The organism is Xanthomonas sp. LMC-A-07, from assembly GCF_030208825.1.
Classification (GTDB): Bacteria; Pseudomonadota; Gammaproteobacteria; order Xanthomonadales; family Xanthomonadaceae; genus Xanthomonas; species Xanthomonas campestris.
In genome coordinates, this window is record NZ_JARVTF010000020.1 from 272,156 (window position 1) to 296,608 (window position 24,453).

Genomic DNA, 24,453 nt, shown 5'->3' on the forward strand with positions numbered 1-24,453 from the left:
GGAGGCGGCTGTGTGGGTCACTGTCTGGCGAGCCGCGGCGTCTCAGCCGGGCCCGACCGTGTCGCTCAGCTGCGGCCCTGTACCAACGTGCCGATCTGCGCGCCGTGCAGGATGCGCAGCAGCACGCCGGGCTCGCTCATGCCGAAGATGCGCAGCGGCAGGTCGCTGTCGCGGGCCAGTGCGAAGGCGGCCGTGTCCATCACTTCCAGGCCCTGCATGATCACTTCGTCGTAGGTCAGGCTGTCGTAACGCACCGCATCGGTGTGCTTCTTCGGGTCCTTGTCGTACACGCCATCGACCTTGGTCGCCTTCAGCAGCAGATCGGCGCCGATCTCGATCGCACGCAGCGCGGCGCCCGAGTCAGTGGTGAAGAACGGGTTGCCGGTGCCGGCGGCAAAGATCGCGATGCGGCCCTTTTCCAGGTGACGGATCGCGCGGCGGCGGATGAAGTCTTCGCAGACGTCGTTGATCTTGATCGCGCTCATCACGCGCACCTTGGCGCCGAGCTTTTCCAGCGCGTCCTGCATGGCCAGCGCGTTGATCACGGTGGCCAGCATGCCCATGTGGTCGCCGGTGACGCGGTCCATGCCGCTGGCAGCCAGGCCGGCACCGCGGAAGATGTTGCCGCCGCCGATCACCAGCGCAACCTGCGCGCCGGCCTGCTGGGCCTCGATCACTTCATGCGCGAGGCGATTGATGACCTTGGGGTCGATGCCGTAATCCCCATCCCCCATCAGCGCCTCCCCGGAAAGTTTGAGAAGGATGCGGCGATAGGAAAGTTCAGACATGGGGCAGGCCTCGGGGGTGGGGGATCGGCAAACGCCGGCAATTCTAGCGGAAGCCTGTCACCGGGCGTGGTAAAAATTCCTTTGTTGCGCGATGCGTGCCGTGTTGCTCAGTGCGCGCGTGGTGTCGGTTGCGCCGGTACCTCGGTCGCATCGTAGGCGGTGACGCGGTTGCGGCCGCGATGCTTGGAGCGATACAGCGTGGTGTCGGCGGCCTGCAACAGATGCTCGATGCTTTCGAACTGGCGGTCGCCGCCACCGTGCGTGGCCAATCCCGCAGAAAACGTGATGTGCAGCGGCCCGCCGGGCAATTGCGCCATCGGTGTGCGTGCGGTTTCGGCCAGGATGCGCTCGATCACCATCAGCGCGGCCTCGGCGGTGGTGTTGGGCAGGATCACCAGGAATTCTTCGCCGCCGTAGCGCGCCACCAGGTCGCTGGTACGCACCATGCGCTGCAGGGTCTGCGCGAAGTTGCGCAGCACCTCGTCGCCAACCAGGTGGCCATGCGCATCGTTGACGCGCTTGAAGTCGTCCAGGTCGATGAAGGCGATCGACAGCGGCCACGCCTGCCGGGTGGCCAGTTCGAACTCATGCGCGAGCGCGGTGCCGAGCTGGTGGCGGTTGAACACGCCGGTCAGTGCATCGCGGCTGGCCTGTTCGGCCAGGTGGCGCATGCGGTTTTCCGATTCGTCGGCATGCCGGCGTGCCTCGGCCACGTCCTGCAGCTCGCGCAGGCTGCGCAGCATAGCCAGCTCGCGTGCCTGTTCGAAGATCAGCTGGATGTGCTCGGGCTGCGGCACACGGATATCGAACAGGGCTTCGAGTTCGGGCAGCGATTCGGCAATGCGCTCGATCACCTTTTCAAAGCGCTCGGCATCGAGCTCCAGCACATCCTGCGCCTGCTGTTGCGCGCGCTCGGTAGCGGTGGCCGCACTGGCCGACAGCCAGATGTCGGCCAGCCGCCCGGACAGCGCCACGCAGGCCATGAAGGGTTCCAGGCTTGCCGGCTCTTCTTCGCTCTGGGCGATGGCGTTCTGCAGGTATGGCGGCAGCTGCCATTGATGCGCCAGCCAGGCGCCGACCTCGGCATGCGTGGCCCCAAGATGCTCGCGTTCGGCGTCCAGCAGTGCGGCGTTATCGGGGGCCTGCTCGAGCAGTGGGGCGTACACCTCCGGCGTGCCCTGCAGTAGCGCCAGCTTGCCGATGTCCTGCAGCAGGCCGGCCAGCATGAGCTCTTCCGGCTTGCGGATGCCATAGGCCTGGCCAAGGATGCGGCTGGCCAGCGCGCACAGGCCGGCGCGGCGCCAGATGCGCTCGTGCAGCGGATGCGTTTTGAACGTGCTGCGCACGCCGTGGACCATCGAAAAGCCCAGCGCCAGGCTCAAGGTCGCATTGAGGCCGAGCATGGTCAGTGCCTGGCCCAGGTTGTCGATGCGGCGCCGGCTGGCGTACAGCGGTGAATTGGCCACGCGCAGCATGCGTGCGCTCAACGCCATGTCCATGCCGATGACATTGGCCGTGGTGGTCATGTCGACGTCGGGGTCTTGCGCCAGCTCGATGATGCGCAGCGCCACGCCCGGCGGCGAGGGCAGGTTGCGGCAGTAGTGCAGGGCGGCCTGGAGGTCTGGTTGCATGGTTCATCGCCGACAGTGATCGCAAGCATACAGCCGCGGTCGTTGAGTTGGGCACGCCACGCAGTGCAGTCGCCGCGCTGCAACGCAGGCGCAATGGGCGCTGGAAAGCCTGGTCGGCATCTCGTTTTTAGCGGCAGCGGCAGGCGCATCTGTAGCGATGTGGCCGGTTGCGTACACCGCGCATGCAGACGGCCTAGCGGCAAACAGCGCTGTGCCAGCGCGTAGTGCGGGCAAAAAAAAGCCGCGGCATGCCGCGGCTTTTTTCGTCATCGAACCCGGTGAATCAGGCCAGTCCGGCCTGCTTCATCACTTCGGCGGCGTAGTCTTCCACCACCTTCTCGATGCCTTCGCCAACGGCCAGGCGCTGGAAACCGATCACTTCGGCACCGGCGGCCTTGACCGCCTGCTCGACGGTCTGGTCGGTGTTCAGCACGTACGGCTGGCCGTACAGGGTGACTTCGTTGACGATCTTGCTGATCTTGCCGCTGATGATCTTTTCCAGGATTTCGGCCGGCTTGGCCTTGTCCTTCTCAGACATTTTGGCCAGCTCGATTTCCTTTTCCTTGGCAACGAACTCGGCCGGGACGTCGGAGGCCTTGACGTGCGGCGGGTTCATGGCAGCGATGTGCATCGCGATGCCACGGGCCAGCTCGGCGTCGCCGCCCTTGAGCTCGACCAGCACGCCGATGCGGCCGCCGTGCACGTAGGCCGCGACGTTGTTGGCGCTGTCGATGCGGACCAGGCGACGTACCTGCAGGTTTTCGCCGACCTTGGCGATGACCGCAGCGCGACGCTCTTCGATGGTCTCGCCACTGTCCAGCTTGACGCTCTTCAGGGCGTCGGCATCGGCCGCGTCGGAGTTCAGCGCAGCGTTGGCGACGACGTCGGTGAAGGCCAGGAAGTTCTCGTCCTTGGCGACGAAGTCGGTCTCGGAGTTGACTTCGACCAGCACGGCCTTGCCGCCAGCCTGTGCGGTGGCGATGCGGCCTTCGGCGGCAACGCGGTCGGCCTTCTTGTCGGCCTTGGCCAGACCCGACTTGCGCAGCCATTCGGCCGCGGCGTCGATGTCGCCTGCGTTTTCGACGAGTGCCTTCTTGCACTCCATCATGCCGGCGCCGGTGCGCTCGCGCAGTTCTTTAACCAGGGAAGCAGTGATTTCCATGGAATTACCTCGTATGGACGAATACGTGCGGCGGAAGTGTTCCGCCAATGAGGAGACGGTGCAGCGTGCTGGCCGCCCCCGTGGGTGTCTTCAATGGCCCGAGCGACGGGACGCGAGGGTCCCGTCGGGGCTGCGGCCGCACAGCATGGTGCGGCCGCATTGCATGCCGATTACTCGGCAGCCGGTGCCGCAGGTGCAGCGGCCGGTGCGTCGGCCTTCTTCTCGGTGGCCTTCTTGGCCGGAGCGCGACGGCCCTTGCCTTCGTCGCCGGCTTCAGCCGAGAACTCTTCTTCGCGAACCGACGCCGAGTTCGGCGCAGCCGCCTTGCCTTCCAGCACGGCATCGGCAGCGGCGCGTGCGTACAGCTGCACGGCGCGGATGGCGTCGTCGTTGCCCGGGATGGCGTAATCGACCAGGGCCGGATCGTAGTTGGTATCGACCACGGCGATCACCGGGATGCCGAGCTTCTTGGCTTCCTTGATGGCGATGTCTTCATGGCCGATATCGATCACGAAGATCGCGTCGGGCAGACGGTTCATTTCCTTGATGCCGCCCAGCGACGCGTCCAGCTTTTCGCGCTCGCGACGCAGGCCCAGCACTTCGTGCTTGACCAGCTTTTCGAAGGTGCCGTCGGTTTCAGCGGCTTCCAGTTCCTTCAGGCGAGCAACCGACTGCTTCACGGTGCGGAAGTTGGTCAGCGTGCCACCCAGCCAGCGCTGGGTCATGAATGGCATGTTGCAACGCTCGGCTTCTTCCTTGATGGACTCGCGCGCGCTGCGCTTGGTGCCCAGGAACAGCACGGTGCCGCGCTTCTGCGCGATCGAGGAGAGGAAGTTCATCGCGTCATTGAAGAGCGGAACGGTCTTCTCGAGGTTGATGATGTGGATCTTGCCGCGCGCGCCGAAGATGTACGGCGCCATCTTGGGGTTCCAGTAGCGGGTCTGGTGGCCGAAATGGACGCCGGCTTCCAGCATCTGACGCATGGTGACCTGAGGCATTGAAAAAACTCCTGATAGCGGAATTGCCGTGCGCGGCTGTGGTTTGAAAGCCTGCGCATGACTGTGCGAGCCCTGGCGGGGACGCACGTAATTCCGGGGTTGGGCTTCCCTGTCGCCTCCGTGACGAACCCCTTGCGGGGCACCCCGGCACGGATGGCGGCGGCAGGTGTGAATTCGTCGATGACGTCCGACGTGGACGGCGCGCTGCGCATGAAACGCAAAACAGCCGGCGGAGTATAGCCGCCGGGGCAGGGCGATGCAATCTGACTCAGGGGCCGCGGTGCGTGCAGCGCCGGATCATGGTTCCAGCACCAGGGTGCTCTCGGTGTCGCCATTGATACGGGCCACGAAGCGGCCCTTGCCGGCGGGCAGGCTGGCCGGCAGCGTCCAGCGTCGGGTCTGCCCGGGCAGGACGTAGCCGGCCAGGTCGCTGCGGATGTTTAGCCGGGTACCGTTGGCATCGATATAGGCCAGGTCGGCCAGGCGGGCATGGCCGATGCCGGCATTGTGCACGCTCAAGGCCCGGCCGGCGCCAGACGGGGCCAGGCTGGCGTGCAACTGCGGGTGCACCTCGCCCGACTGGCTGGGCAGGGCGAACACCGGCGTGGAGTAGCGCAGCAGTTCTGGCTCATCGCCATTGGCGTGCTGGGTCACCACCAGGCGGTAGCTGTCTTCGGTGGTGGCCGGGCTGGGGCCGAGCCGGATCACCCGCAGCAGCTGGCGGCCCTGGCTGGGAATTTCGAACTGGCTGGGGCTGACGGTGGCAGTGATGGCCGGTTCAAGCACCTCGCGCTCGCCGTCCTGACGCCAGCGATACAGCTTTGCCTCTGCACGCCACGGTTTGCTGGCCTGGTTGTACAGCCACACGGTGGCTTGGTCGGCATCGGCGGGGATGCGTGCAGTGGTCGGCGCAATTGTGATCTCGGCGGCAAGGGCCGGGGTGGACGTGACCAGGAGCATGCCAGCGGCCAGAACCGTGGCAAGCCAACGCGTCAGTGGCCAGGCGCCGGCCATTTCAGAAGGCCACCGTGGTGATGCGGGCAGCACCGGTCGGCGCCGGGCCGGCCAAGGCGCTGGCGACCTGGCCGGTTGCGCTGGCGGCGGTGCCAGCGGTGTCGGGCGCGGCACTGGCGGCCGGGGCAATCGCCGCCGGGGTGCCCTTGGAGCAGTTGGCGCGTGCCGGCGAGGTGCGCAGTTCGCAGCCGCTGAGCACGCGCAAGCCGATATGCAGGGTGGAATTTTCCAGGCCTTGGCTAGTGCCGGCCGCCTCGACAGTGGAGGCGGCGCAGGCCAGCGCAAGTAATGCAGAGCACTTCAGAAGGTTGAACGGCGTCATGAAGGCAATCGTTTGCATTGGAGACGTAGCCAATAACGACGCGCCCGGTGCGAACTTAATTAACCATCAGTAAGTGATCGAGACGGTCACCGTATCGGTATAGGCGCCAGCGGCCGGTAGCTGTGGCGACGGCGCACGCCCATAGACGGTGACCGTCTGGGCGACGCCGTTGCCGGTGCCATTCAGGGTGTCGGTGCCGATGGTGGTGCCCCAGCGGTTACTGCGCGCCGCATCGCGGTAGAGCTCGTAGGTGATGTAGTTGCTGCTGCTGGCCTGGCGCATTCGGCGGGTGCTGCCGCTGGCATTCACTCCGTCGCCCAGGCCGATGTTCCAGGCGGTCCGGTTGGTGCACGACAGGCTGACGGTAGAGGTGCGGTCGATGTCGCTGGTAATGCTGCCGGCAATGGTGCCGAAGTCCAGGTCGGTGGTGACGTAGGTATTGCAGCGGGCCGGCACGTTGGCCGAGGCAGTGAACGGGAAGGCGTTGCTGGCGGTCTTGGCGCCGCTGCCGCCGGCCGTGCAACTGCTGGGCGCCGGCGGAACGCCGATAATGCTTTCGGTATAGGCATACCGCAGCACGGTGTCGGCGCCACTGAAGGTGCTGGTGTGGTTGCCCACCGACAGGGTCTGATTGGCTGGAATGCGGCCGTACAGCGTGACCGACGTGGTCTGCGAGCCGCCGGTGATCAGCGGTACCCCGTACGAAAGTGTCAGTACGCGCGGCGAGGGCGTCGTCGAGCCAGTGGCCCCCCAGACCTGGGTACGGGTCGCCTCGGAGTAGATCTGGAAATCCAGGCTGTCGCTGGTGGGGTTGAGCATGCGGCGCGGCGCATACAGTCCGGCACTGGCGCTGCCGGGGCCCAGATCCAGGCACAGGCTCACGTGCGCATAGCCCAGGACGCTGAGCGCGGCAGTTGCACAAGACACGTTGAGCGTTGCCACCGCGTCGGTGGTGCCGTTGGCGGCCACGTTGCCAAACGCCAGCGGCGTGCCGAGCGTGACGGTGCAGTTTGTGTCCGCGTGCGCGCGCTGGCTTGGGGCCAGCCACAGCGTGGCAATCGCCAGCGCGAACAACAAATGGCCAAGGCCTGTCAGGCTCATGGCGCCGGCTCGGCGATGCACGGCAGCGGGCCGACGCGCGGGATGTCGGTGGGATTGACCGGGTAGGTGAACTGCGCGCTGCAGCGGCCGTCGGGCAGGTCGACCAGGATGCGGTTCTCCTGCTGCAGATTGTCCAGATACGTTTCGCCGTCGTACCCGACCACCACGCGTTCGGCATCGCCCTCGCGCCACACCACGCTGCCCACTGGCAACGGCGCACCTTGCGCGTCATGCAGCACGATCATGGCTGCGCGCACGGGCGTAATACCGAAGCGCACCGCCACGCCGGATTGCTGGCGCGGGGTCACCGTGGTGTCCACCCGGTCCACACGCAGGTTGGCAGGCAATGCCAGCGTATCGATCGACAGCTGATTGCGTTGCCACGACTGCAGCGGGGTCACCAGCAACATGCCCTTGGCGTCGGTCACGCCGATCAAGCGGTTTTCCAGGCGCACCGGGATGCCGGGCTGGCCGTCGGTGGAGACCACGGCGAAGGCATCCTGCACGTCACGCGCGGCGAAACCGCGCCCGTTCATCCAGACCAGGCTGCCGCTGGCGCTGGCATAGCCGAAGGTGTCGCCGTCCTGCGTGGCAGCGCCCAGGCTGTAGCGACCGACGCGGTTCAACCAGCCCAGTTCCGCCAGCCCGCCGCTGGCGTCGTCGCCGGCGCGCGCCTGCAGGCGCCAGCCCACGCCGCCCAGGTCGCCGTCACCCGGCAGCGGTTGGCTGACATCGGCCACAAAGCCGGTGCGGTTGCCGTTGCGCTGCATGGAAGCGCTGGCTTGGCGGATTCCGCCGAAGGTGGTGGAGAGCGACAGATACAGGCTGCGGTCGCGCCGCAGATCCAGGTTCTGGTTGCCGGACAGGTTGGCGGCCCAGTTGCGGCCGAAGCTGCGCGACCAGAACACGCTGGCGTAGCGCGAGGTGTCGCCCTGCGGATAGCTCAGCCGGACGTAGCTGGTGCCGAGCGAGCCCAGCGGGTTGACGTTGACGCCGAACACTGCGCGGTCGCTGACGCTGGCCGGCAGGCTGCCCTGCAGGGCGCCCAGGTCGCGATAGTCGCCATGGGTGCGCTGGGTGGCGAAGTTGAGATTGAAGCGGCGGTTGTTCCAGGCGTAGCCCAGCACGTATTGGCCGCCGCGCAAGCCGCCCATCTGGCTGTGCGCGTAAGCCACGTTGAACACGCCGCCCACACCGAGCAGCCAGATGCCGCCGGCGCCGGCATTGACCAGGCTGCCGCCAGCTTCGGCATGCGCCTCGATGGTGAAATCCTCGCGCACGCCCTTGCGCAGGCTGGCACTGGCCACCGGCCGGCTGTCGTAAGAAAACGAGCGCACACCGTAATCGCGACGCAGGTGGCCGATGCCAGCCGACCACTCGGAGATGCCGCGCGCCAGCAACTGCGGGGTGCCGTAGAACGCGAAATCCAGCCGGCGCACGCGGCCGAACGCATCTGTCACCACGATCTGCGCCTGGCCGGTGCCGCTGATGCCGGGCTGTGCGGCGAGCTGGAACGGGCCGGCCGGGACCTGGCCGCTGTATTGGCGTAGGCCATCGACGTACAGCTCCACGGTCGACGGCACTGCGGCTTCGCCAAGAAAGCTGGGCGTCGGGGTCAGTACGCGATACGGCTGCAGGGCGTAGTTGCGGCCGATCTGGATGCCGCCCAGGCGGATCGACCGGCTCCAATCGACGAAACCGCTATAGAAATCGCCCACCCGCAGGCTGGTGGCGGTGTCGGGGAAATCCATCTGCCAGGCGCTGTCCAGGCGTACGGCTTCGCCCCGCCAGCCGCGGTCTTGCGCGCGGCTGTAGGTCTGGAACACGGCCGTGCTTTCGACCATGCCCCGGCCCAGACCGAAGCCGCGCAGTTCGGTGGCCAGCGAGACACTGCTGGCACCCGCGTTGCGGTTGGCATACAGGTCGTAGTTGAGCAGCGCGCCCGGCGAGGCAGTGGCGCTCGGCGGGGCGACTTCCTCGCTCTTCAACACCGTGGTGGACAGCGACAGTTGCGCCAGCGGGACCTGCAAGGCCAGCCGCTGCAGGGCGGCGTCGTAACGCACTTCGACGTCCGGCATGCGGTCCAGGTCGACCAGCGCCTCGGGCGCTTGATCGGCCAGGATGAAGCCGAGTTTGCGCAAGGTCTGCACCGACGCACGCAAATTTCCATCCACCAGCTCGAACGGTGCCAGGCCGCGATCGGCCTGGTTGACGCTGACATCCAGATACAAGGTCTGCGCGGCCAAGACACCGGTCTGCGGTGTAGGATCCGGCAGGGACGCCACATCTGCCAGATCGGCGGCTGCAGAGTTCTGCAGACCGATGGCGGCGGCAAGCAGCGTCATCGTCAGCCGCGCCACATCACGGCGCGGCCAGCAGGGTGCGTTCGTCAGCCTCACCATTGATCCTTGCGGTGATGGCGCCGCGGCCAAACTGTGCCAGCGGCGCGCCGAGCGACCAGCGCATGGTCTGGCCGGGCAGGACGTAGCCCACCAGTCCGTTCAACTCCGTCTTGGCCTTGCCATCGATCAGGTGTCGCAGATCGGCCACCTGTGCATGGCCGTTGCCGGTGTTGCGGATCTGGATCTGCGCGTTGCCGTCGCTGCCGGCTACCAGTTGCGTGTCCAGCCGCGGCGTGGGCGCGGCGATGCCGGGTGGCTGGACAAAAATCGGCACTGAGTAACGCAGCACGAACTGCATGCCGTTGCGGTCTGCGTCGACGCTGGGCAGTTCGTCGACGATGATGCGGTAGCACACCTCTTCACCACGTGGTGGCGGCCCGGCGCGGATCACGCGGATCAACTGACGCTCGCCGGCGGCCAGCGTGCGCATGGGTGGGCTGATCAGCAGTTCCTGGGTGGGATCGAGCTGATCCTGGCCCTCGCGCTGGGTCCAGCGGTAGGCGCGGGTCTGCACCTGCACCGGCGCGCTGCCGCTGTTGCTCAGCCACAATCCATCTGCGCTCTGCTGGGCGGTCAGCGTGAGCGAGGTGGGCGCCAATTGCAGGCTGGCAGCGCGCACCGTGGTCGACTGGGTAGCCAGGCAAAGGCCGGACAGGCCCAGCAACAACAACGGACGCAGTGGCGAAAGCAGCGATAGCGGCATGCGTGGGCTCAATAGATGATCGTGGCGGTGATGGTGTCTTGGTAGGTACCAGTGGCTGGGTTGCCGGCGGACGGGTTGGTCACGCGGCCGTACACCGGGTAGATCTGATTGATGCCGGTGGCGGTGCGGCTCAGCGTATTGGTGCCGCTGGTGCTGCCCCACACTGTGCTGCGGCCCAGGTCCTGGTAGAGCTGATAAGCGACGAAGTTGTTGGTGGTGACCAGTGCATCGGTGTTCTTCATGCGGCGGGTGGTCACATCGTTGGCCGTCCCGGCGTTGCTACCTGCGCTCAGGGCGATGTTGTAAGGCGTCAATGCGGTGCACTGGGCGGTGACGCTGCCGTTCGCATCGGCATTTGCGGTAGAGGTGGAGAGCACCGAGCCGAAGTCGACGTCCGTGGCCGATGCCGCGGTGATGGTGCAGGCCTTGGTGACCGCGATCTTGACGTTGAAGGTGGTGGTGTCTGCTGCTGTCGCGATGCCGACGGTCGAGAGCAGGCCGAGAGAGAGTAAGACAGGGCGGACATTACGCATGGACATTTCCTTGACCGAATAGGTCATTGATGACGCGACCAAGTCGTCGCCCTCCTCGTAATGCATCGCCCGTGCCAAAGATAACCATGAATCGGTTAGCTATCCCGCTGTTTTTTTTGGGTCTTTAGCAAAAAATGGGATGTCCTACGGATGACTCCGTTTCACGCAGTTTTGACGCGTGAAGACCTTCGTCACAGTTCCGGGGCCAGTGCGCCGGATTTCCGCCGGCGAGCGCGAGCGTGCCGTGCAAAGCGCGGAGTCATTCAGATTCGCTCGGAATCGGCGATAATCCGTCGCATGAGCGTCAATCTGAAAACCAAAGAAGAAATCGAACTGATGCGCGTCGCCGGCCGCCTGGCCGCCGAGGTGCTCGACGTAGTGGCCCCGCATGTGAAACCAGGCGTGACCACTGCCGAGCTGGACCGCATCTGCCACGACCACATCGTCAATGTGCAGGGCACCATCCCGGCCAATGTCGGCTACCGCGGCTTTCCCAAGAGCGTGTGCACTTCGGTCAACAACGTGATTTGCCACGGCATCCCGAGCGCGGCCAAGGTCCTGAAGGAAGGCGACATCGTCAATATCGATGTCACCGTCATCAAGGATGGCTGGCATGGCGATACCAGCCGCATGTATTACGTGGGCACGCCGTCGGTGATGGCCAAGCGCCTGGTGGAAACCACCTACGAAGCGATGTGGCGCGGCATCCGCGCGGTCAAGCCGGGCGCGACGCTGGGCGATGTGGGGCATGCCATCCAGAAATTCGCCGAGGCCGAGCGCTTCAGCGTGGTGCGCGATTACTGCGGCCACGGGATCGGCAAGGTCTATCACGACGAACCGCAGGTGATGCATTACGGCCGGCCGGGCGAGGGCCTGGTGCTCAAGCCGGGCATGACCTTCACCATCGAGCCGATGATCAACGAAGGCACTTACCACCATAAGACCCTGCCGGACGGCTGGACCGTGGTGACCAAGGACCGCAAGTTGTCCGCGCAGTGGGAACACATGGTGGCGGTGACCGAAGACGGCGTGGATGTGCTGACGCTGTCGCCCAACGCCTCCGCGCCGGCATGACCGCAACGCCGGCGGACCGACCCGATCCGGGCGTCGCCGGCGACGCCGACTGGGCCGCCGAGGCCCGTCCGCTGCTGGTGCATGCGGACATGCGGCTATGCAAGCGTTTCGACCAGGGCGAGCCGACCGAGCGTCTGCTCGCCTTGCGCGCGCGCGCCGTCGATCAATTGATGCGCAATGCGTGGACGCGCTGTATCCCCGCCGACGCCGGGCTGTCCTTGCATGCAGTGGGTGGCTACGGGCGCGGTGAACTGTTTCCGCGTTCGGATGTGGACCTGCTGGTGCTGGGCGAGACCACTGCGCAACAGCGCCACGAACAGGCGCTGGCGCGCTTGTTTGCGTTGTTGTGGGATGTGGGCCTGCCGATCAGTCATGCGGTGCGCTCGCCGGCGCAATGCACGAGTGCGGCCGCCGACCAGACCGTGCTCACCGCACTGATCGAATCGCGCCCGCTGGTGGCCGATGCGCAGGCACGTGCGGCGCTGGCCGCAGCGATCGCGCCGCAGCAGGTGTGGCCGCCGCGCGCATTCTTCCAGGCCAAGCGCGAGGAACTACACGCGCGGCATCAGCGCTTCGGCGACACCGCCGACAACCTGGAACCGGACATCAAGGACGGCCCCGGCGGCCTGCGCGACCTGCAAACGCTGGGCTGGATGGCCTTGCGCGCGTTTGGGGTCAAGGACCTGGAAGCGCTGGTCGGGCTGGGCCATGTCGGCATGGACGAAGCAGCCGCATTGCGGCGCGAACGCGAAGAACTCGCGCGCTTGCGCTACGGCTTGCACCTGGTCGCCAACCGGCCTGAAGAACGCCTGCGCTTCGATTACCAGAAGACCCTGGCCGAGCGGCTGGGCTTTGCCGACGACCCGGAAAGCCTGGGCGTGGAAAAGATGATGCAGCGCTTTTATCGCAGCGCCGCGTTGATTCGCCGGATCAGCGACCGCCTGCTGCAGCGCTTCGAAGAACAGTTCGATGGCGAGGCGGTGCCGGTGCAACTCGATGCCGGTTTCAGCCTGCGCCGTGGCTATCTCACCGCCGATGCCGACACCTGGCCGGATGGCGATGTGCTACAGGTGTTTGCGTTGTTCGCGCAATGGGCGGCCCACCGCGAGGTGCGTGGGCTGCATTCGTTGACTGCGCGCGCGCTGGCCGAAGTGTTGCGCGATCTCCCTGCGTACGACGTTGCCGACGCCATCGCGCGCGACCGGTTCATGGCGCTGCTGCGCGGCCCGCGTGCGGTGGAAACGCTCAACCGCATGGCGCGGCTGGGCGTGCTTGGCCAGTGGATTCCCGCGTTCGCCAGTGTGTCCGGGCGCATGCAGTTCGACCTGTTCCATGTCTACACGGTGGATCAGCACACCTTGATGGTGCTGCGGAACATCGCGCTGTTTGCCGCCGCCCGCGCCGACGAGCGTTTTTCGATCACCCATGAAGTCTGGCCGCGCCTGCGCAAGCCGGAGCTGTTGTTGCTGGCGGGGTTGTTCCATGACATTGCCAAGGGCCGCGGCGGCGACCATTCCGAACTCGGCGCGGTGGACGCGCGCGCGTTCTGCCTGTCGCATCGGTTGAGCGAAGGCGATACCGAGCTGGTCACCTGGCTGGTGGAGCAGCACCTGCGCATGTCGGTCACCGCGCAGAAGCAGGACATCTCCGACCCGGAGGTGATTCACCGCTTTGCCACGTTGGTGGGCACGCGCGAGCGCCTGGATTACCTGTATCTGCTGACCTGTGCCGACATCGCCGGCACCAGCCCCAAACTGTGGAATGCCTGGAAGGATCGGTTGCTGGCGGATCTGTATTTCGCCGCACGCCGCGCCTTGCGCGAAGGTCTGGAACACCCGCCGCCGCGTGAGGAACGCCTGCGCGAAGCGCGCGAATCCGCGCGCACGCTGATGCAGGCGCAAGGCCATGACGATGCCACCATCGATCGCCAGTTTGCGGGCATGCCGGACGAGAATTTCCTGCGTTTCCGGCCCGAGCAACTGGCCTGGCAAGCGGCCTCGTTGATCGAGGTGCAGATCGGCCAGACGCTGGTCAAGGCGCGCCGCGCGGTGCCCGACAACGACGCGCTGGAAGTGTTCGTGTATTCGCCCGACCGCGATGGGTTGTTTTCGGCGATCGTGGCCACGCTGGACCGCAAGGGCTACGGCATCCACCGCGCCCGCGTGCTGGACGCGCCACACGATGCGATCTTCGACGTGTTCGAAGTGCTGCCGCAGGACAGTTCCGCCGATGGCGACCCGCAGCGCCTGGCCGCCGCCCTGCGCCAGGTACTGGCGGGCGACTTGCTCAAAGTGCGCCCGTCACGGCGCGCGGTGCCGCGCCAGTTGCGGCATTTCCGCTTCGCCCCGCGGGTGGAATTCAGCGAAAGTGCCGGTGGCAGGCGCACCCGCATCAGCCTGGTGGCGCCTGACCGCCCGGGCCTGCTGGCCGACGTGGCGCACGTGTTGCGCATGCAGCACCTGCGCGTGCACGACGCCCGCATCGCCACCTTCGGCGAGCGCGCCGAAGACCAGTTCCAGATCACCGACGAGCACGATCGCCCGTTGCCCGATGCTGCCCGGCAGGCGCTGCGCGATGCGCTGTGCGCCTGTCTCGATCCCACCTGAGTTCCTCCCGGAGAGCCCCCATGAGCACCAAGAAGCCTGCGCGCACGCCGCGCGCGACTCCCGCCAGCGCAGCCGCCAAGCGCGCTTCTTCTGCAACGCCCAAGCGCGCGGCCGCGTCCAAGGCCGCAGCCCCCAAGAAGCCGGCAACCAAGCCGGCCGACAGTACTGCTGCCGTCGCCAAGCAGAGCGCGCGCCGTAACGCCACCGCCGCCCCAGCGCAGCCGAAGCAAACGGCCGCCAAGGTGCCGCGCGTAGCCAAGAAGGCGACCACCGTGGTGGCTGCACCGGCCGCCAAGAAGGCCGCGGCGGCCAAGAAGCTGCCGATCGCCAAGAAGGCCGTGCAGCCCACCGCGCAGGTCAGCAGTGACGAACTGAAGTTCGGTATCGAAAGCGCATTTGAACGCCGTGCGGCATTGACCATCGACGAGATCGAAGGCTCCACGCGGGCAATCGTCAATCGTGTCATCGATGGACTGGAAAGCGGCGAGTTCCGTGTTGCCGAGCCGGACGGGCAGGGCGGCTGGACCGTCAACGAGTGGTTGAAGAAGGCAGTGCTGCTGTACTTCCGCGTCAACGAGATGGCCGTGATCGAGGCGCAGCCGGCGCCGTTCTGGGACAAGGTGGAATCGCGCTTTGCCGGCTTCCACGAGGCCGAGTTCCGCCAGGCTGGTGTGCGCGTGGTGCCCGGTGCGGTTGCACGGCGCGGCAGCTATTTCGGCAAGGACGTGGTGCTGATGCCCAGCTTCACCAATATCGGCGCGTATGTCGGCGAAGGCACCATGGTCGATACCTGGGCCACGGTGGGCTCGTGCGCGCAGATCGGCAAACACTGCCACCTGTCCGGCGGTGCCGGCATCGGTGGCGTGCTGGAGCCGCTGCAGGCCAGCCCGACCATCATCGAAGACCATTGCTTCATCGGTGCGCGTTCGGAAGTGGTGGAAGGCGTGGTGATCGGCCATCACAGCGTGATCGGCATGGGCGTGTTCATCAGCCAGAGCACGCGCATCTACAACCGCGCGACCGGCGAGATTTCCTACGGCTACGTGCCGCCGTACAGCGTGGTGGTGTCCGGCCAGCTGCCGTCCAAGGATGGCTCGCATTCGCTGTATTGCGCGGTGATCGTCAAGCAGGTGGATGCGCGCACGCGCAGCAAGACCAGCGTCAACGAATTGCTGCGCGGTCTGGCCGATTGAGTACCGCACACGCACACGCAGGCACCCTGCTGTCGCGTCCGGCCAGTGGCTGGATCCGGTGGGGCATCCCGGCCCTGTGGCTGGGCTGGGTTGTGGCCTACGTGGCGGGCTCGCTAGTGCGCGACGGCGTCCCGCAGCAATTGGATGTGTTGCGCTGGCTGGCGCCTGTCGCGATGGTGGGGCTGACCGTGCGGTACCTCGTGTTGTGCGGGCGATGGGCGCAGGTGTGCGACGACGGCGATGCGCTGGAGATCGTGCGGCAGGGACAATCGCAGCGTGTGGACCTTGCGCAGTTGCGTGCGGTCGATCTCGCCTGGGTGATGCCGCCGGCGCGGCTGGCATTGAAATTCCACGGTGAGCGCACACCGGTGGTGTTCCTGCCTGCGCACGGGCAAGACCCCGCCGAGTTGGCCACCACCCTGCTGGCGCGTGCAGGCGCGCGCCAAACAGTTGAAGAGAGCACGACATGACCACGCTATATGGATTGAAGAACTGCGATACCTGCAAAAAGGCCACCAAGTGGCTGGATCGCTTTGGTGTTGCCTACACGTTCGTGGATTACCGCGAGCACACGCCCGCACCGGACACCTTGCTGGAATGGGCCGGTAAAGCCGGTGGATTCGATGCCTTGATCAACAAGTCCTCGACCACCTGGCGGCAGTTGCCCGACAACAAGAAAACGCCCGGCTCGGAGGCAGAGTGGAAGCTGCTGCTTCGCGAGTACCCGCAATTGATCCGTCGCCCGGTGGTGCTGACCGACGATGGCACGCTGAGCCAGGGGTTCTCCGACAACGGCTTCAAGGCGCGCTTCGCGGTGGGCTGAACCTGCGCGGCAACATCGCTTCGCCTGGCGGCCCGCGCGGTGGCGCGCGTTGCCGCATGCTGCACCCCTCACGCATGCGCTGCATGCAGTCCCTTGCCAAGAGACCCTGATGACCAGCGACGTCCTGCAACTGACCTGCGACCTCATCGCACGCGCCTCGGTGACGCCCGCCGATGCGGGCTGCCAGGCGCTCATCGCCGACCGCTTGAGCGCTGCCGGCTTTGCGTGCGAACACCTGCGGCTGGGCGCCGTCGATAACCTGTGGGCCACGCACGGCAGTGGCGCGCCCGTGCTGGTGTTGCTGGGGCACACCGACGTGGTGCCGCCTGGGCCGGCGAGCGATTGGACCAGCGACCCATTCGCCCCGCAGGTGCGCGATGGCGTGTTGTACGGCCGCGGTGCGGCCGACATGAAAGGCAGCGTGGCTGCGTTCGTGGTGGCTGCCGAGCAGTTTGTGGCTGCCCATCCGGAGCATCCGGGCACGCTGGCGGTGCTGCTGACCAGCGACGAAGAAGGGGATGCCATCGACGGCGTGCGCCATGTGGCCCAGCTGTTTGCCGAGCGCGGCCAGCAGATCGACTGGTGCATCACCGGTGAGCCATCGTCCACCGAGCGGCTCGGCGATCTGCTGCGGGTGGGCCGCCGTGGCAGCCTGTCCGGCAACCTGATCGTCAAAGGCGTGCAAGGCCACGTGGCGTACCCGCACAAGGCGCGCAATCCGATCCACCTGGCGGCGCCTGCGCTGGCCGAATTGATCGCGCGGCAATGGGACGATGGCTTCGAAAGCTTCCCGCCTACGAGCCTGCAGATTTCCAATATCCACGCCGGCACTGGCGCCAACAACGTGATTCCCGGCGAGCTGCAGGTGGCCTTCAATCTGCGCTACACGCCGCACTGGAATGCCGAGACGCTCGAGCGCGAGATCGTCGCGCTGCTGGAGCGGCATGCGCTGACCTACACGCTGGCCTGGCATCGCAGCGGCGAGCCGTTCTACACGCCCGAAGGCACGCTGCGGCGCGTGGCCCGCGAAGTGCTCGGCGCCTTTGCCGGGGCACCGCCGGAAGAAAGCACCGGCGGCGGCACCTCCGATGCGCGCTTCATCGCACCGCTGGGTGCGCAGTGCATCGAAGTGGGCCCGGTCAATGCATCGATCCATCAGGTGGACGAGCACGTGCGCGTGGCCGATCTGGAAGCGCTGCCGGCGCTGTACCGCACGCTCGTCGAGCGTCTGCTGGTCTGAGGTGTTGCAGACGCTTCCGGCCGACATCCGACGCGCGCCGTGCGACGCTCAGCACTGCCGGCAGCGATGCGTGGCAGGGTGATCCTGATACGCGCGTCCTACCGTGTGCGCTGCGGACTTGTTGCTGCAGCAGCATCTCGGTTACACCGCGCCGCGTCGCCGGGTCGTACGAACACACCAGCGAGAGTGCCTAGTCGAAGGTCCAGAACGGTGGTTTGATCGCCTCGCGCCAATGCGATACGTCGGCGATGTAGAACCGCTGTGCGGACGCCTTGGCAAACCAGATCGCCGCGGTTTCCTCATCGCGCGTGACCCCACTGCTGCCGCGTCCCAGCAGTAGGGCGTAGAAGTATTCTCCATACACATTGCCCTGGTCGGCCGCGCGTCGGTACCAGCGCAGCGCTTCGGCACCATCCCTGTTCACGCCGCCCATTCCCTTTTCGTAGAGCGCGCCAAGATCGACCTGCGCCTCGGCGTCACCGCCACGCGCACGGCGTTGGATGTCGCGCACCAGCGGATGGATGTCGCCGTCGCGTGGCGCGATGGCGGCGGGAAGCCCTGACGGTCCGGAGGCGGCGCGCTCGTAGATCGCGACGCGCAAATCCCAGCGCAACGCGGCGGCCGCTTCGCCGCGGTCACGGTGGAATTTGGCGAGCTCGCGAATGGCATGCGGGCTGCCGTGCATGGCCGCCGCCAGATACCAGCGCTCGCCCTTGCGCGGCGATGCCCGCAACGCCACGCGCTGGTCGATGTAGGGGCTGTCTGCATGCGTAAGCGTGCCGCTTGCCCAGATCCGGCCCAGTGCCAGCTCGGCAAGGGCATTGCGGAAGGTCCACGGCGTGGTCGCGGCGGCACACTCATACCAGCCGATGGCGCGCGGATCGTTGCGGCTCTCCAGTTGGCTGGCGACCTCCCAGATGCTGTCGAAACTACCATCGGCAGCCGTCTGCTCCAGCTGTCGCAGTTTGGCAGGGTCGGTGCGCGGCGCCGTCGTGCTGCACCCTTGCAGCAGCACGAGTGGGATAAGGGCCGCAAACGCCAGGCGTCCGATGCGTGGGGTCATTGCAGAGGCTTCCGACGACGGGGGCGACATTATCCGCGCAACGCGTCCGCGATCGCGCGGCGGCCTTGGAATGCCGGGATTGCCGACCCTGCTTGGTTGCCATCGCAACAGTTGCGTCGCCGCTGAAAGCGGGATACGGTCGGCCCATGACATCGTCTCAGTCCAACGTCGCCAACGCCAATCACCGCAGCAATCTGCGCGCGAATAATCGTGCGCGGCCGATGCGGGTCTGCGACTAGGCGAAGTACCAACACCCACGCCCAGTTTCCAGAAAACCCGCATCGGCCGATGCGGGTTTTTTTTATGGGTGACGTCTTGCACTGCGTTGATCCTTCGGCCGCCCATCACGACTTTTCCAGGAGTGTCTCCATGTGTTCCATCTTCGGTATCTTCGGCTTGCAACCCGGCGACGACCTGCAGGCCCTGCGCCGGCAGGCCCTGGAATGTTCGCAGCGGCAGCGCCATCGCGGGCCGGACTGGAGCGGCGTGTACGTCGATGCCGGTGCCATCCTAGTGCACGAGCGCCTGGCCATCGTCGACCCGGCGGGCGGTTCGCAGCCGCTGTTGTCGGAGGACGGCAGCCTGGCGTTGGCAGTCAACGGCGAGATCTATAACCATCGCGAACTCAAGTCCGAGCTATTGCAGCCGTACGCTTTTCAGACCGGCTCGGACTGCGAAGTGATCAACGCGCTGTACCGCGAAGATGCGCCGGCCTCCTATCTCAACCGCCTCAATGGCATCTTCGCCTTCGCGTTGTGGGATAAGACCGCGGGGCGGGTGATCATCGCGCGCGACCCGATTGGCGTGGTGCCGTTGTACTGGGGCCACGACCGCGAAGGCCGCCTGCGCGTGGCGTCCGAACTCAAGTCGCTGGTGGACGATTGCGCCGATGCCGCGCAGTTTCCGCCTGGTCATTGGTACGACAGCGCCACTGGCGCATTGAGCCGCTACTACGAGCGCTCGTGGCGCGAATACAGCGAAGTGGAAAATGTGCAGGTGCCGCTGCAGGAACTGCGCGAGGCGTTCGAGCGCGCGGTGCATCGCCAGCTGATGACCGACGTGCCCTACGGTGTGCTGCTGTCCGGTGGCCTGGATTCGTCGTTGGTGGCGGCGGTGGCCGCGCGCTACGCGCGGCATCGCATCGAAGAGAACGACACCACCGAAGCCTGGTGGCCGCGTCTGCATTCCTTCGCAATCGGCCTGACCGGCTCGCCGGATCTGGCCGCCGCCGAGGTGGCCGCCGCCGCGCTCGGTACCGTGCACCACGGCTTCGAATACAGCTTTGAAGAAGGCCTGGATGCGTTGCCGGAAGTGATCCGCCACATCGAGACCTATGACGTGACCACGATTCGTGCGTCTACGCCGATGTTCCTGCTGGCGCGGCGCATCAAGGCGATGGGCGTCAAGATGGTGCTGTCCGGCGAAGGCAGCGACGAGATCTTCGGCGGCTACCTGTACTTCCACAAGGCGCCCAATGCGCGGGAATTCCACGAAGAACTGGTGCGCAAGCTCGATGCGCTCAACAACTACGATTGCCTGCGCGCCAACAAGTCGATGATGGCCTGGGGCGTGGAGCCGCGCGTGCCGTTCCTGGATCGCGAATTCCTGGACGTGGCGATGCGCATGGACGCGCGCTTCAAGATGATCGACAAGACCAGCACCGGTGCCACCCGCATCGAGAAGGGCATCTTGCGCGAGGCATTTGCCGGCTATCTGCCGGAATCGATCCTGTGGCGGCAGAAGGAGCAATTCAGCGATGGTGTCGGCTATGGCTGGATCGACGGCCTAAAGGCACATGCCGCCGCGCACGTGAGCGATCGCGAACTTGCGGCGGCCGACCGGCGCTTCCCGGTGAACCCGCCGCAGACCAAGGAAGCGTATTTCTACCGCAGTCTGTTCGAGCAGTTCTTCCCCAGCCAGGCCGCTGCGGAGACGGTGCCGGGCGGTAAATCCATCGCGTGTTCGTCGCCGACGGCCATTGCCTGGGACGCGAGCTTTGCGGCGATGGCCGATCCGTCGGGCCGTGCGATTGCCGGCGTGCACGCGCAGGCGTTGGCGTCCTGATCAAACGACTGCGCTACGGCATGGCCGGCAGCCCAAGGGCGCCGGCCATGCCAGTGCGTTGCTTCTGGCCGATCAGAAAACGTAGTCAGCAATCGCCAAGTAGGTGCGGACGGCGCGGGGAACCAGAGCGTACGTGTACATGCAGGTTCCGAGCACCGGCCGCGCCCGCCTGGTGGCTGCGCAGCGGTTTTGATCGCTGCGCTTACTCGTGGCGCACGCAGTAGCCGTAGCGCTGCGGCTCGATATCCACGCCGGCCACATCGGCCTGGTTGTTGCGCCACACGTTGGGCTTGAAGTCGGCCGCGCTGCAGTTGGCCGCACGGTCCACGCCGATGGTGTAGGTAAACGGGTTGCTGGCGAAGCGGTTGTTCTCGAACAGGTTGTCCTGGCTCATGCTGTTGTCCCAGCACAGGATTTCCGGCGTGCGATAGCGGATGGCGCAGGCCAGGAAGATGCCCGCCACCTTGTTGCCATCGAACTGATTGTTGGTGAAGCGGTTGCGCCGCGCATCCGACAGATAGATGCCCTGGCTGCCATTGCGCTCGAAGCGGTTGTCGCGAATCTCGCTGTCTTCCAGATGCTCGGTGGTGAGGCCGGCAGCCACGTTGTCGTGGATGTAGTTATTCATCATCGTCACCTTGGCGGTGCGATTGAACGACACACCGTCCCAGATGGCGCCGGAGACATCATTGCGTTCGATGGTGATCTCGCGCGTGTCGTATTCGCTGAGCAGGCACGCGCTACGGCACTTGTTGACCTGCAGACCGGCCAGGCGAATGCCTTGGCCCGAACGCACCACCACCGCGCTGTTGCTCAGGTACGGGCGCTCCGGCATGAATTCCTTGTCGCCGGTGCTGGCCACGATCTGCATGTCTTCAATGCTGACGTTGCGGATCACGCCGGTGGGCTGCTGGTTCTCGTAATCGCCAACCACCAGCACCGGCTGTTGCACGCCATCGGCCATGCGCAGCACGGTGGCCGGGCCTTTACCGCGCACGGTGAGGTTGCCGCGGTGGATCGATACCAGCCCGTTGAGCGGGAACTCGCCTTTTTCCAGGCACAGCACGGCAGGCGTATCGCTTTGCGGCAGCTTGTCGATGGCTTTTTGCAGGTCTTGGCCCGGCCGCACCTTGGCGGTGCAGCTGGCGACAGGCGCCGCAGGTGGGCCGGCAGGCGCTGGCGGTGCAGCCGAGCAGGCGGTCGCAAAGACCAGGGGCAACAGGGCGGAAACGGAGCGGGCAAGCAGAGGCATGCGGATTCCGGTCAGTGAGGGGAGGGGGGCGATGGGTGCGATGCAGCGTCCAATCGCGACGGCCTCTAGTGTGTCGCACCAGGCGTTAAGTTCCAGCCGACATCGGCCCGCATGGTCGGCGCAGGTTCATGGCGGTCAACGTGGCGGTGCCAACTGTGCGCGGATGCGCACTCTAGTGCTGCACTGTTGGCGCTGTGATGTGGCAGGGTCGCGATTGATCATCACGCAGCGCAGCGCAGCGATGCGCTTGCAGCGCTGTGCGATGCAGCGCATCTGCGATGTTGATCCTAGCGCGCTGCTGCGCGGCGCCGTGGCCGCGCAGCAGCGCTGTGCAGCATGCTCAGAAGCTGTAGGCCAGCTGCGCATAGATGCGGCGTGGCTCGCCGGGGAAGTGGCCGGTGCGTTCGGTGAAACCGCTGGCCGCATACACCTTGTCGAACAGGTTCTTGACGTTGACCTGCAGTTTCCACGCATCCCACTGGGTCTGCCAACTGATGTCGAAGATGGCATACGGTTTGACGCGTTGGCCTTCCAGGCTCAGACGCTCGCCGACGTAATCGGCGCCGAACGCAACGGCCGAGTTCCACGCCGGTAGCTCATAGCGCGTCCACAGCCCGAAGGTATTGCGCGGTGCATTGGCAAAGCGATCGCCGGAGGCATTGGTGATGCCGTTGGTGCCGGCATCCAGCACGCGCGCGTCGTTGTAGGCGTAGGTGAGGTTGAGTACCCAGCGCTCGGTGAGATCGGCCAGCAGATCCACTTCCAGGCCTTCGCTGCGGACCAGGCCCAGCGCCGAGAGCTGGTTGACGCCATCGGTGATGCTGCCGTTGGCCTGCACGATGTTGCTGCGCTCGATGCGATACAGCGCGGTGTTGAGCGTGAGCCCGCCGTCGTTGAGCGCGGTCTTCAGGCCCACTTCCCACTGCGTGCTGCGCTCGGGATCGAACGGGCCGCCGACGCTGCTGTCCTGGTTGGCCGCATCCTGCGGCAGGAAGCCGCTGGCGTAACTGGCGTAGGCGTTGATGCCCTCGCGCAATACCACGGTGCTGCCGACGCGCCAGCTGAGGTCATTGCCGGTGATGCGCGAGCCATCCAGGCGGTTGTCGTCCTTGAAGCCATCCCAGCGCAGCCCGGCCATCGCGAACCAGCGCTCGGTGAGCGTGAGTTCGTCCTGCAGGTAGGCGCCATAGCGTTGGCTGCGGGTGCTGGTGGCGCGCCAGGGCAGCGTGTCCAGGCCGTAGTCGTAAAAGCCGCTGCGGCCGTAGACCGGATTGAACAGATCGATGCCGGGCACCGGCCCGCGCATGCGCCCGGTGTCGGCGGTGTTGGCGGTTTGCGCGCGGAAATCCGCATCCAGGCGGTAGTAGTCCGCGCCCATCAGCAGCTTATGGCCGATCGCACCGGTGCTGGTGCGGAACACCGCGTTGACGTTGCCGGAAAGCGCGTCGTTGTCGCGATACTGGTTGCGCAACTGGCGGGTCATCCACTCGGCGGTGCCGTCGCCATCCCGGTCGATCAAGCCCATGGGCTCGTGGTAGATCTGGTGCTCGTCGTTCTTGAACCAACGCAGTGCCATGTCCACGTCCCACGCACTGGAGGGGGCGAATTTGTATTGCGCGAAGGCGACCTTGGCGCGCATGTCCAGGAAGTCGGTGGATTCGTTGTGATTCCAGCGCCGGTTGGTCAGGAAGTTGCCGTCATCGTCCACCGGCACGCCACGCAAGCGGTTGCCGCCCAGGTTCTGGGTGATGTCGGTGTATTGCAACGTGAGCTCGCCGGTCTCGCCGATATCGAATGCCACCGACGCATCGCCGATCTGGCTTTCGCTGTCGGTGTTCCAGCGGAACCCGTCCTCGCCGTCGGCATAGGCGCCGATGCGGTAACGGATGCGGCCATCCTCGCGTGCCGGGCCGGTGGCTTCGAACGATGCCGCGCCAAACGATTGGTTGCCCAGTTGCAGCTCCACCCGCCGCAACGCCTGATGGCCGGGTTTGCGCGTCACGTAGTTGATGACGCCGCCCGGCTCACCGCCGCCATATAGCGCGCCGGCCGGGCCCTTGAGCACTTCCACGCGTTCGATGTTGAACAGCTGCGGCACCGAAAACCCGGCGTACGGGTCGCCACGCAGCCCGTCATACAGCACGTTTTCCTGGCGGAAGCCACGCAAGGTGACGCCGGCATAGCTGAAGAAACTGATGCCGCTGATGCTGCGATACAGATCGGTGATCTGGCGTGCGGCCTGGTCGTCGATCAACTCACGCGGCAGCACCTGCACCGACTGCGGCACCAATGCCAGCGGCGTATCGGTACGCGTGCCCACCGCGGCGTCGTCGGACTTGTACAACGTCTGCGCACGGCCGATGACATCCACGCCATCTAGTTCGGTGGGTGCGGGCGTGGTGTGCTGGGCAAGCGCGGACGGCGGGGGCAGCAGGAGTGCGGCGGCAAGCGCAGTGACAAGAAGCGTGGGGCGCATTGGTTACC

At 66.0% G+C, this 24,453-nt stretch carries 19 protein-coding genes and 1 pseudogene; 7 read left to right on the plus strand and 13 right to left on the minus strand.

What is annotated here, in order from left to right:
• Nucleotides 1–65: 65 nt before the first annotated feature.
• The 10 genes and pseudogenes from pyrH to QRM89_RS19790 form a co-directional block, all read right to left on the minus strand.
• Nucleotides 66–788 carry a UMP kinase gene (gene pyrH, locus QRM89_RS19745; protein WP_042598689.1) on the minus strand — a complete coding sequence of 241 codons (723 nt, stop codon included), beginning with the start codon at nucleotides 786–788 and terminating at the stop codon, nucleotides 66–68.
• 107 nt (nucleotides 789–895) lie between these two features.
• Nucleotides 896–2,419 (minus strand): GGDEF domain-containing protein, encoded by a 1,524-nt coding sequence (locus tag QRM89_RS19750; protein WP_012438815.1) that lies wholly within the window; start codon nucleotides 2,417–2,419, stop codon nucleotides 896–898.
• Between the two features lie 283 nt (nucleotides 2,420–2,702).
• Nucleotides 2,703–3,581, minus strand: a complete 879-nt coding sequence (tsf, locus tag QRM89_RS19755) for a translation elongation factor Ts (RefSeq protein WP_012438814.1) — start codon at nucleotides 3,579–3,581, stop codon at nucleotides 2,703–2,705.
• A 170-nt stretch (nucleotides 3,582–3,751) separates the two neighbouring features.
• Entirely contained in the window at nucleotides 3,752–4,579 is an 828-nt protein-coding gene (rpsB, locus tag QRM89_RS19760) for a 30S ribosomal protein S2 (protein ID WP_042598693.1), read from the minus strand.
• A 297-nt stretch (nucleotides 4,580–4,876) separates the two neighbouring features.
• The gene (locus QRM89_RS19765; protein WP_285448770.1) at nucleotides 4,877–5,539 is read right to left on the minus strand and encodes a fimbria/pilus periplasmic chaperone; all 663 of its coding nucleotides are present in this window, start codon (nucleotides 5,537–5,539) and stop codon (nucleotides 4,877–4,879) included.
• 55 nt (nucleotides 5,540–5,594) lie between these two features.
• Nucleotides 5,595–5,933, minus strand: coding sequence for a hypothetical protein (locus QRM89_RS19770; protein ID WP_285448771.1), 339 nt, complete (start codon nucleotides 5,931–5,933; stop codon nucleotides 5,595–5,597).
• Between the two features lie 48 nt (nucleotides 5,934–5,981).
• Nucleotides 5,982–7,016: a spore coat U domain-containing protein gene (locus QRM89_RS19775; RefSeq protein WP_285448772.1), complete on the minus strand. Its 1,035-nt coding sequence runs from the start codon at nucleotides 7,014–7,016 to the stop codon at nucleotides 5,982–5,984.
• Complete coding sequence (locus QRM89_RS19780) at nucleotides 7,013–9,361, minus strand: fimbria/pilus outer membrane usher protein (protein ID WP_115576776.1); 2,349 nt, start codon at nucleotides 9,359–9,361, stop codon at nucleotides 7,013–7,015. The genes QRM89_RS19775 and QRM89_RS19780 overlap by 4 nt, the downstream gene beginning before the upstream one ends.
• A 16-nt stretch (nucleotides 9,362–9,377) precedes the next feature.
• Nucleotides 9,378–10,031, minus strand: a pseudogene (locus QRM89_RS19785) (molecular chaperone); the annotation flags it as partial.
• A gap of 98 nt (nucleotides 10,032–10,129) precedes the next feature.
• On the minus strand, nucleotides 10,130–10,681 hold the full coding sequence (locus QRM89_RS19790; protein WP_029216855.1) for a spore coat U domain-containing protein: 552 nt from the start codon (nucleotides 10,679–10,681) through the stop codon (nucleotides 10,130–10,132).
• 270 nt (nucleotides 10,682–10,951) lie between these two features.
• Between QRM89_RS19790 and map the strand changes: the two genes are divergently transcribed.
• The 6 genes from map to dapE all read left to right on the plus strand — a co-directional run bounded on the left by map (nucleotide 10,952) and on the right by dapE (nucleotide 17,590).
• Entirely contained in the window at nucleotides 10,952–11,728 is a 777-nt protein-coding gene (gene map, locus QRM89_RS19795) for a type I methionyl aminopeptidase (RefSeq protein WP_011036574.1), read from the plus strand.
• Nucleotides 11,725–14,334, plus strand: a complete 2,610-nt coding sequence (locus QRM89_RS19800) for a [protein-PII] uridylyltransferase (protein WP_115576777.1) — start codon at nucleotides 11,725–11,727, stop codon at nucleotides 14,332–14,334. Before map ends, QRM89_RS19800 begins: the two co-directional genes overlap by 4 nt.
• Before the next feature lie 20 nt (nucleotides 14,335–14,354).
• On the plus strand, nucleotides 14,355–15,527 hold the full coding sequence (gene dapD / locus QRM89_RS19805; protein ID WP_285448774.1) for a 2,3,4,5-tetrahydropyridine-2,6-dicarboxylate N-succinyltransferase: 1,173 nt from the start codon (nucleotides 14,355–14,357) through the stop codon (nucleotides 15,525–15,527).
• Nucleotides 15,524–15,997 carry a hypothetical protein gene (locus QRM89_RS19810; RefSeq protein WP_285448775.1) on the plus strand — a complete coding sequence of 158 codons (474 nt, stop codon included), beginning with the start codon at nucleotides 15,524–15,526 and terminating at the stop codon, nucleotides 15,995–15,997. The genes dapD and QRM89_RS19810 overlap by 4 nt, the downstream gene beginning before the upstream one ends.
• A complete protein-coding gene (locus tag QRM89_RS19815) occupies nucleotides 15,994–16,350 on the plus strand; it encodes an arsenate reductase (protein ID WP_014507250.1) in 357 nt (118 codons plus the stop codon). The genes QRM89_RS19810 and QRM89_RS19815 overlap by 4 nt, the downstream gene beginning before the upstream one ends.
• Nucleotides 16,351–16,459: 109 nt before the next feature.
• Nucleotides 16,460–17,590 carry a succinyl-diaminopimelate desuccinylase gene (dapE, locus tag QRM89_RS19820; protein WP_285448776.1) on the plus strand — a complete coding sequence of 377 codons (1,131 nt, stop codon included), beginning with the start codon at nucleotides 16,460–16,462 and terminating at the stop codon, nucleotides 17,588–17,590.
• A 190-nt stretch (nucleotides 17,591–17,780) separates the two neighbouring features.
• Here dapE and QRM89_RS19825 read toward each other — a convergent pair whose 3' ends face one another.
• The gene (locus QRM89_RS19825; protein WP_285448831.1) at nucleotides 17,781–18,653 is read right to left on the minus strand and encodes a tetratricopeptide repeat protein; all 873 of its coding nucleotides are present in this window, start codon (nucleotides 18,651–18,653) and stop codon (nucleotides 17,781–17,783) included.
• A gap of 369 nt (nucleotides 18,654–19,022) precedes the next feature.
• On the opposite strand from QRM89_RS19825, the gene asnB reads away from it, so the two are divergent.
• Nucleotides 19,023–20,717, plus strand: coding sequence for an asparagine synthase B (gene asnB / locus QRM89_RS19830; protein ID WP_285448777.1), 1,695 nt, complete (start codon nucleotides 19,023–19,025; stop codon nucleotides 20,715–20,717).
• Nucleotides 20,718–20,919: 202 nt separating this feature from the next.
• Here asnB and hpaM read toward each other — a convergent pair whose 3' ends face one another.
• Together hpaM and QRM89_RS19840 are read right to left on the minus strand one after the other, a co-directional pair.
• Nucleotides 20,920–21,969 carry a type III secretion-associated outer membrane-bound protein HpaM gene (gene hpaM / locus QRM89_RS19835; protein ID WP_042598717.1) on the minus strand — a complete coding sequence of 350 codons (1,050 nt, stop codon included), beginning with the start codon at nucleotides 21,967–21,969 and terminating at the stop codon, nucleotides 20,920–20,922.
• A 340-nt stretch (nucleotides 21,970–22,309) separates the two neighbouring features.
• A complete protein-coding gene (locus tag QRM89_RS19840) occupies nucleotides 22,310–24,445 on the minus strand; it encodes a TonB-dependent receptor (protein WP_285448778.1) in 2,136 nt (711 codons plus the stop codon).
• Between the last annotated feature and the right edge of the window lie 8 nt (nucleotides 24,446–24,453).

What these genes read in the sequence shown, in the direction of transcription:
- QRM89_RS19770 (WP_285448771.1), bottom strand. Translation starts at nt 5,933, where the DNA reads ATGCAAACGATTGCCTTCATGACGCCGTTCAACCTTCTGAAGTGCTCT.
- QRM89_RS19775 (WP_285448772.1), bottom strand. Translation starts at nt 7,016, where the DNA reads ATGAGCCTGACAGGCCTTGGCCATTTGTTGTTCGCGCTGGCGATTGCC.
- QRM89_RS19790 (WP_029216855.1), bottom strand. Translation starts at nt 10,681, where the DNA reads ATGACCTATTCGGTCAAGGAAATGTCCATGCGTAATGTCCGCCCTGTC.
- QRM89_RS19765 (WP_285448770.1), bottom strand. Translation starts at nt 5,539, where the DNA reads ATGCTCCTGGTCACGTCCACCCCGGCCCTTGCCGCCGAGATCACAATT.
- QRM89_RS19840 (WP_285448778.1), bottom strand. Translation starts at nt 24,445, where the DNA reads ATGCGCCCCACGCTTCTTGTCACTGCGCTTGCCGCCGCACTCCTGCTG.
- QRM89_RS19825 (WP_285448831.1), bottom strand. Translation starts at nt 18,653, where the DNA reads ATGACCCCACGCATCGGACGCCTGGCGTTTGCGGCCCTTATCCCACTC.
- tsf (WP_012438814.1), bottom strand. Translation starts at nt 3,581, where the DNA reads ATGGAAATCACTGCTTCCCTGGTTAAAGAACTGCGCGAGCGCACCGGC.
- pyrH (WP_042598689.1), bottom strand. Translation starts at nt 788, where the DNA reads ATGTCTGAACTTTCCTATCGCCGCATCCTTCTCAAACTTTCCGGGGAG.
- QRM89_RS19750 (WP_012438815.1), bottom strand. Translation starts at nt 2,419, where the DNA reads ATGCAACCAGACCTCCAGGCCGCCCTGCACTACTGCCGCAACCTGCCC.
- rpsB (WP_042598693.1), bottom strand. Translation starts at nt 4,579, where the DNA reads ATGCCTCAGGTCACCATGCGTCAGATGCTGGAAGCCGGCGTCCATTTC.
- dapD (WP_285448774.1), top strand. Translation starts at nt 14,355, where the DNA reads ATGAGCACCAAGAAGCCTGCGCGCACGCCGCGCGCGACTCCCGCCAGC.
- QRM89_RS19815 (WP_014507250.1), top strand. Translation starts at nt 15,994, where the DNA reads ATGACCACGCTATATGGATTGAAGAACTGCGATACCTGCAAAAAGGCC.
- hpaM (WP_042598717.1), bottom strand. Translation starts at nt 21,969, where the DNA reads ATGCCTCTGCTTGCCCGCTCCGTTTCCGCCCTGTTGCCCCTGGTCTTT.
- dapE (WP_285448776.1), top strand. Translation starts at nt 16,460, where the DNA reads ATGACCAGCGACGTCCTGCAACTGACCTGCGACCTCATCGCACGCGCC.
- map (WP_011036574.1), top strand. Translation starts at nt 10,952, where the DNA reads ATGAGCGTCAATCTGAAAACCAAAGAAGAAATCGAACTGATGCGCGTC.
- QRM89_RS19780 (WP_115576776.1), bottom strand. Translation starts at nt 9,361, where the DNA reads ATGACGCTGCTTGCCGCCGCCATCGGTCTGCAGAACTCTGCAGCCGCC.
- QRM89_RS19800 (WP_115576777.1), top strand. Translation starts at nt 11,725, where the DNA reads ATGACCGCAACGCCGGCGGACCGACCCGATCCGGGCGTCGCCGGCGAC.
- asnB (WP_285448777.1), top strand. Translation starts at nt 19,023, where the DNA reads ATGTGTTCCATCTTCGGTATCTTCGGCTTGCAACCCGGCGACGACCTG.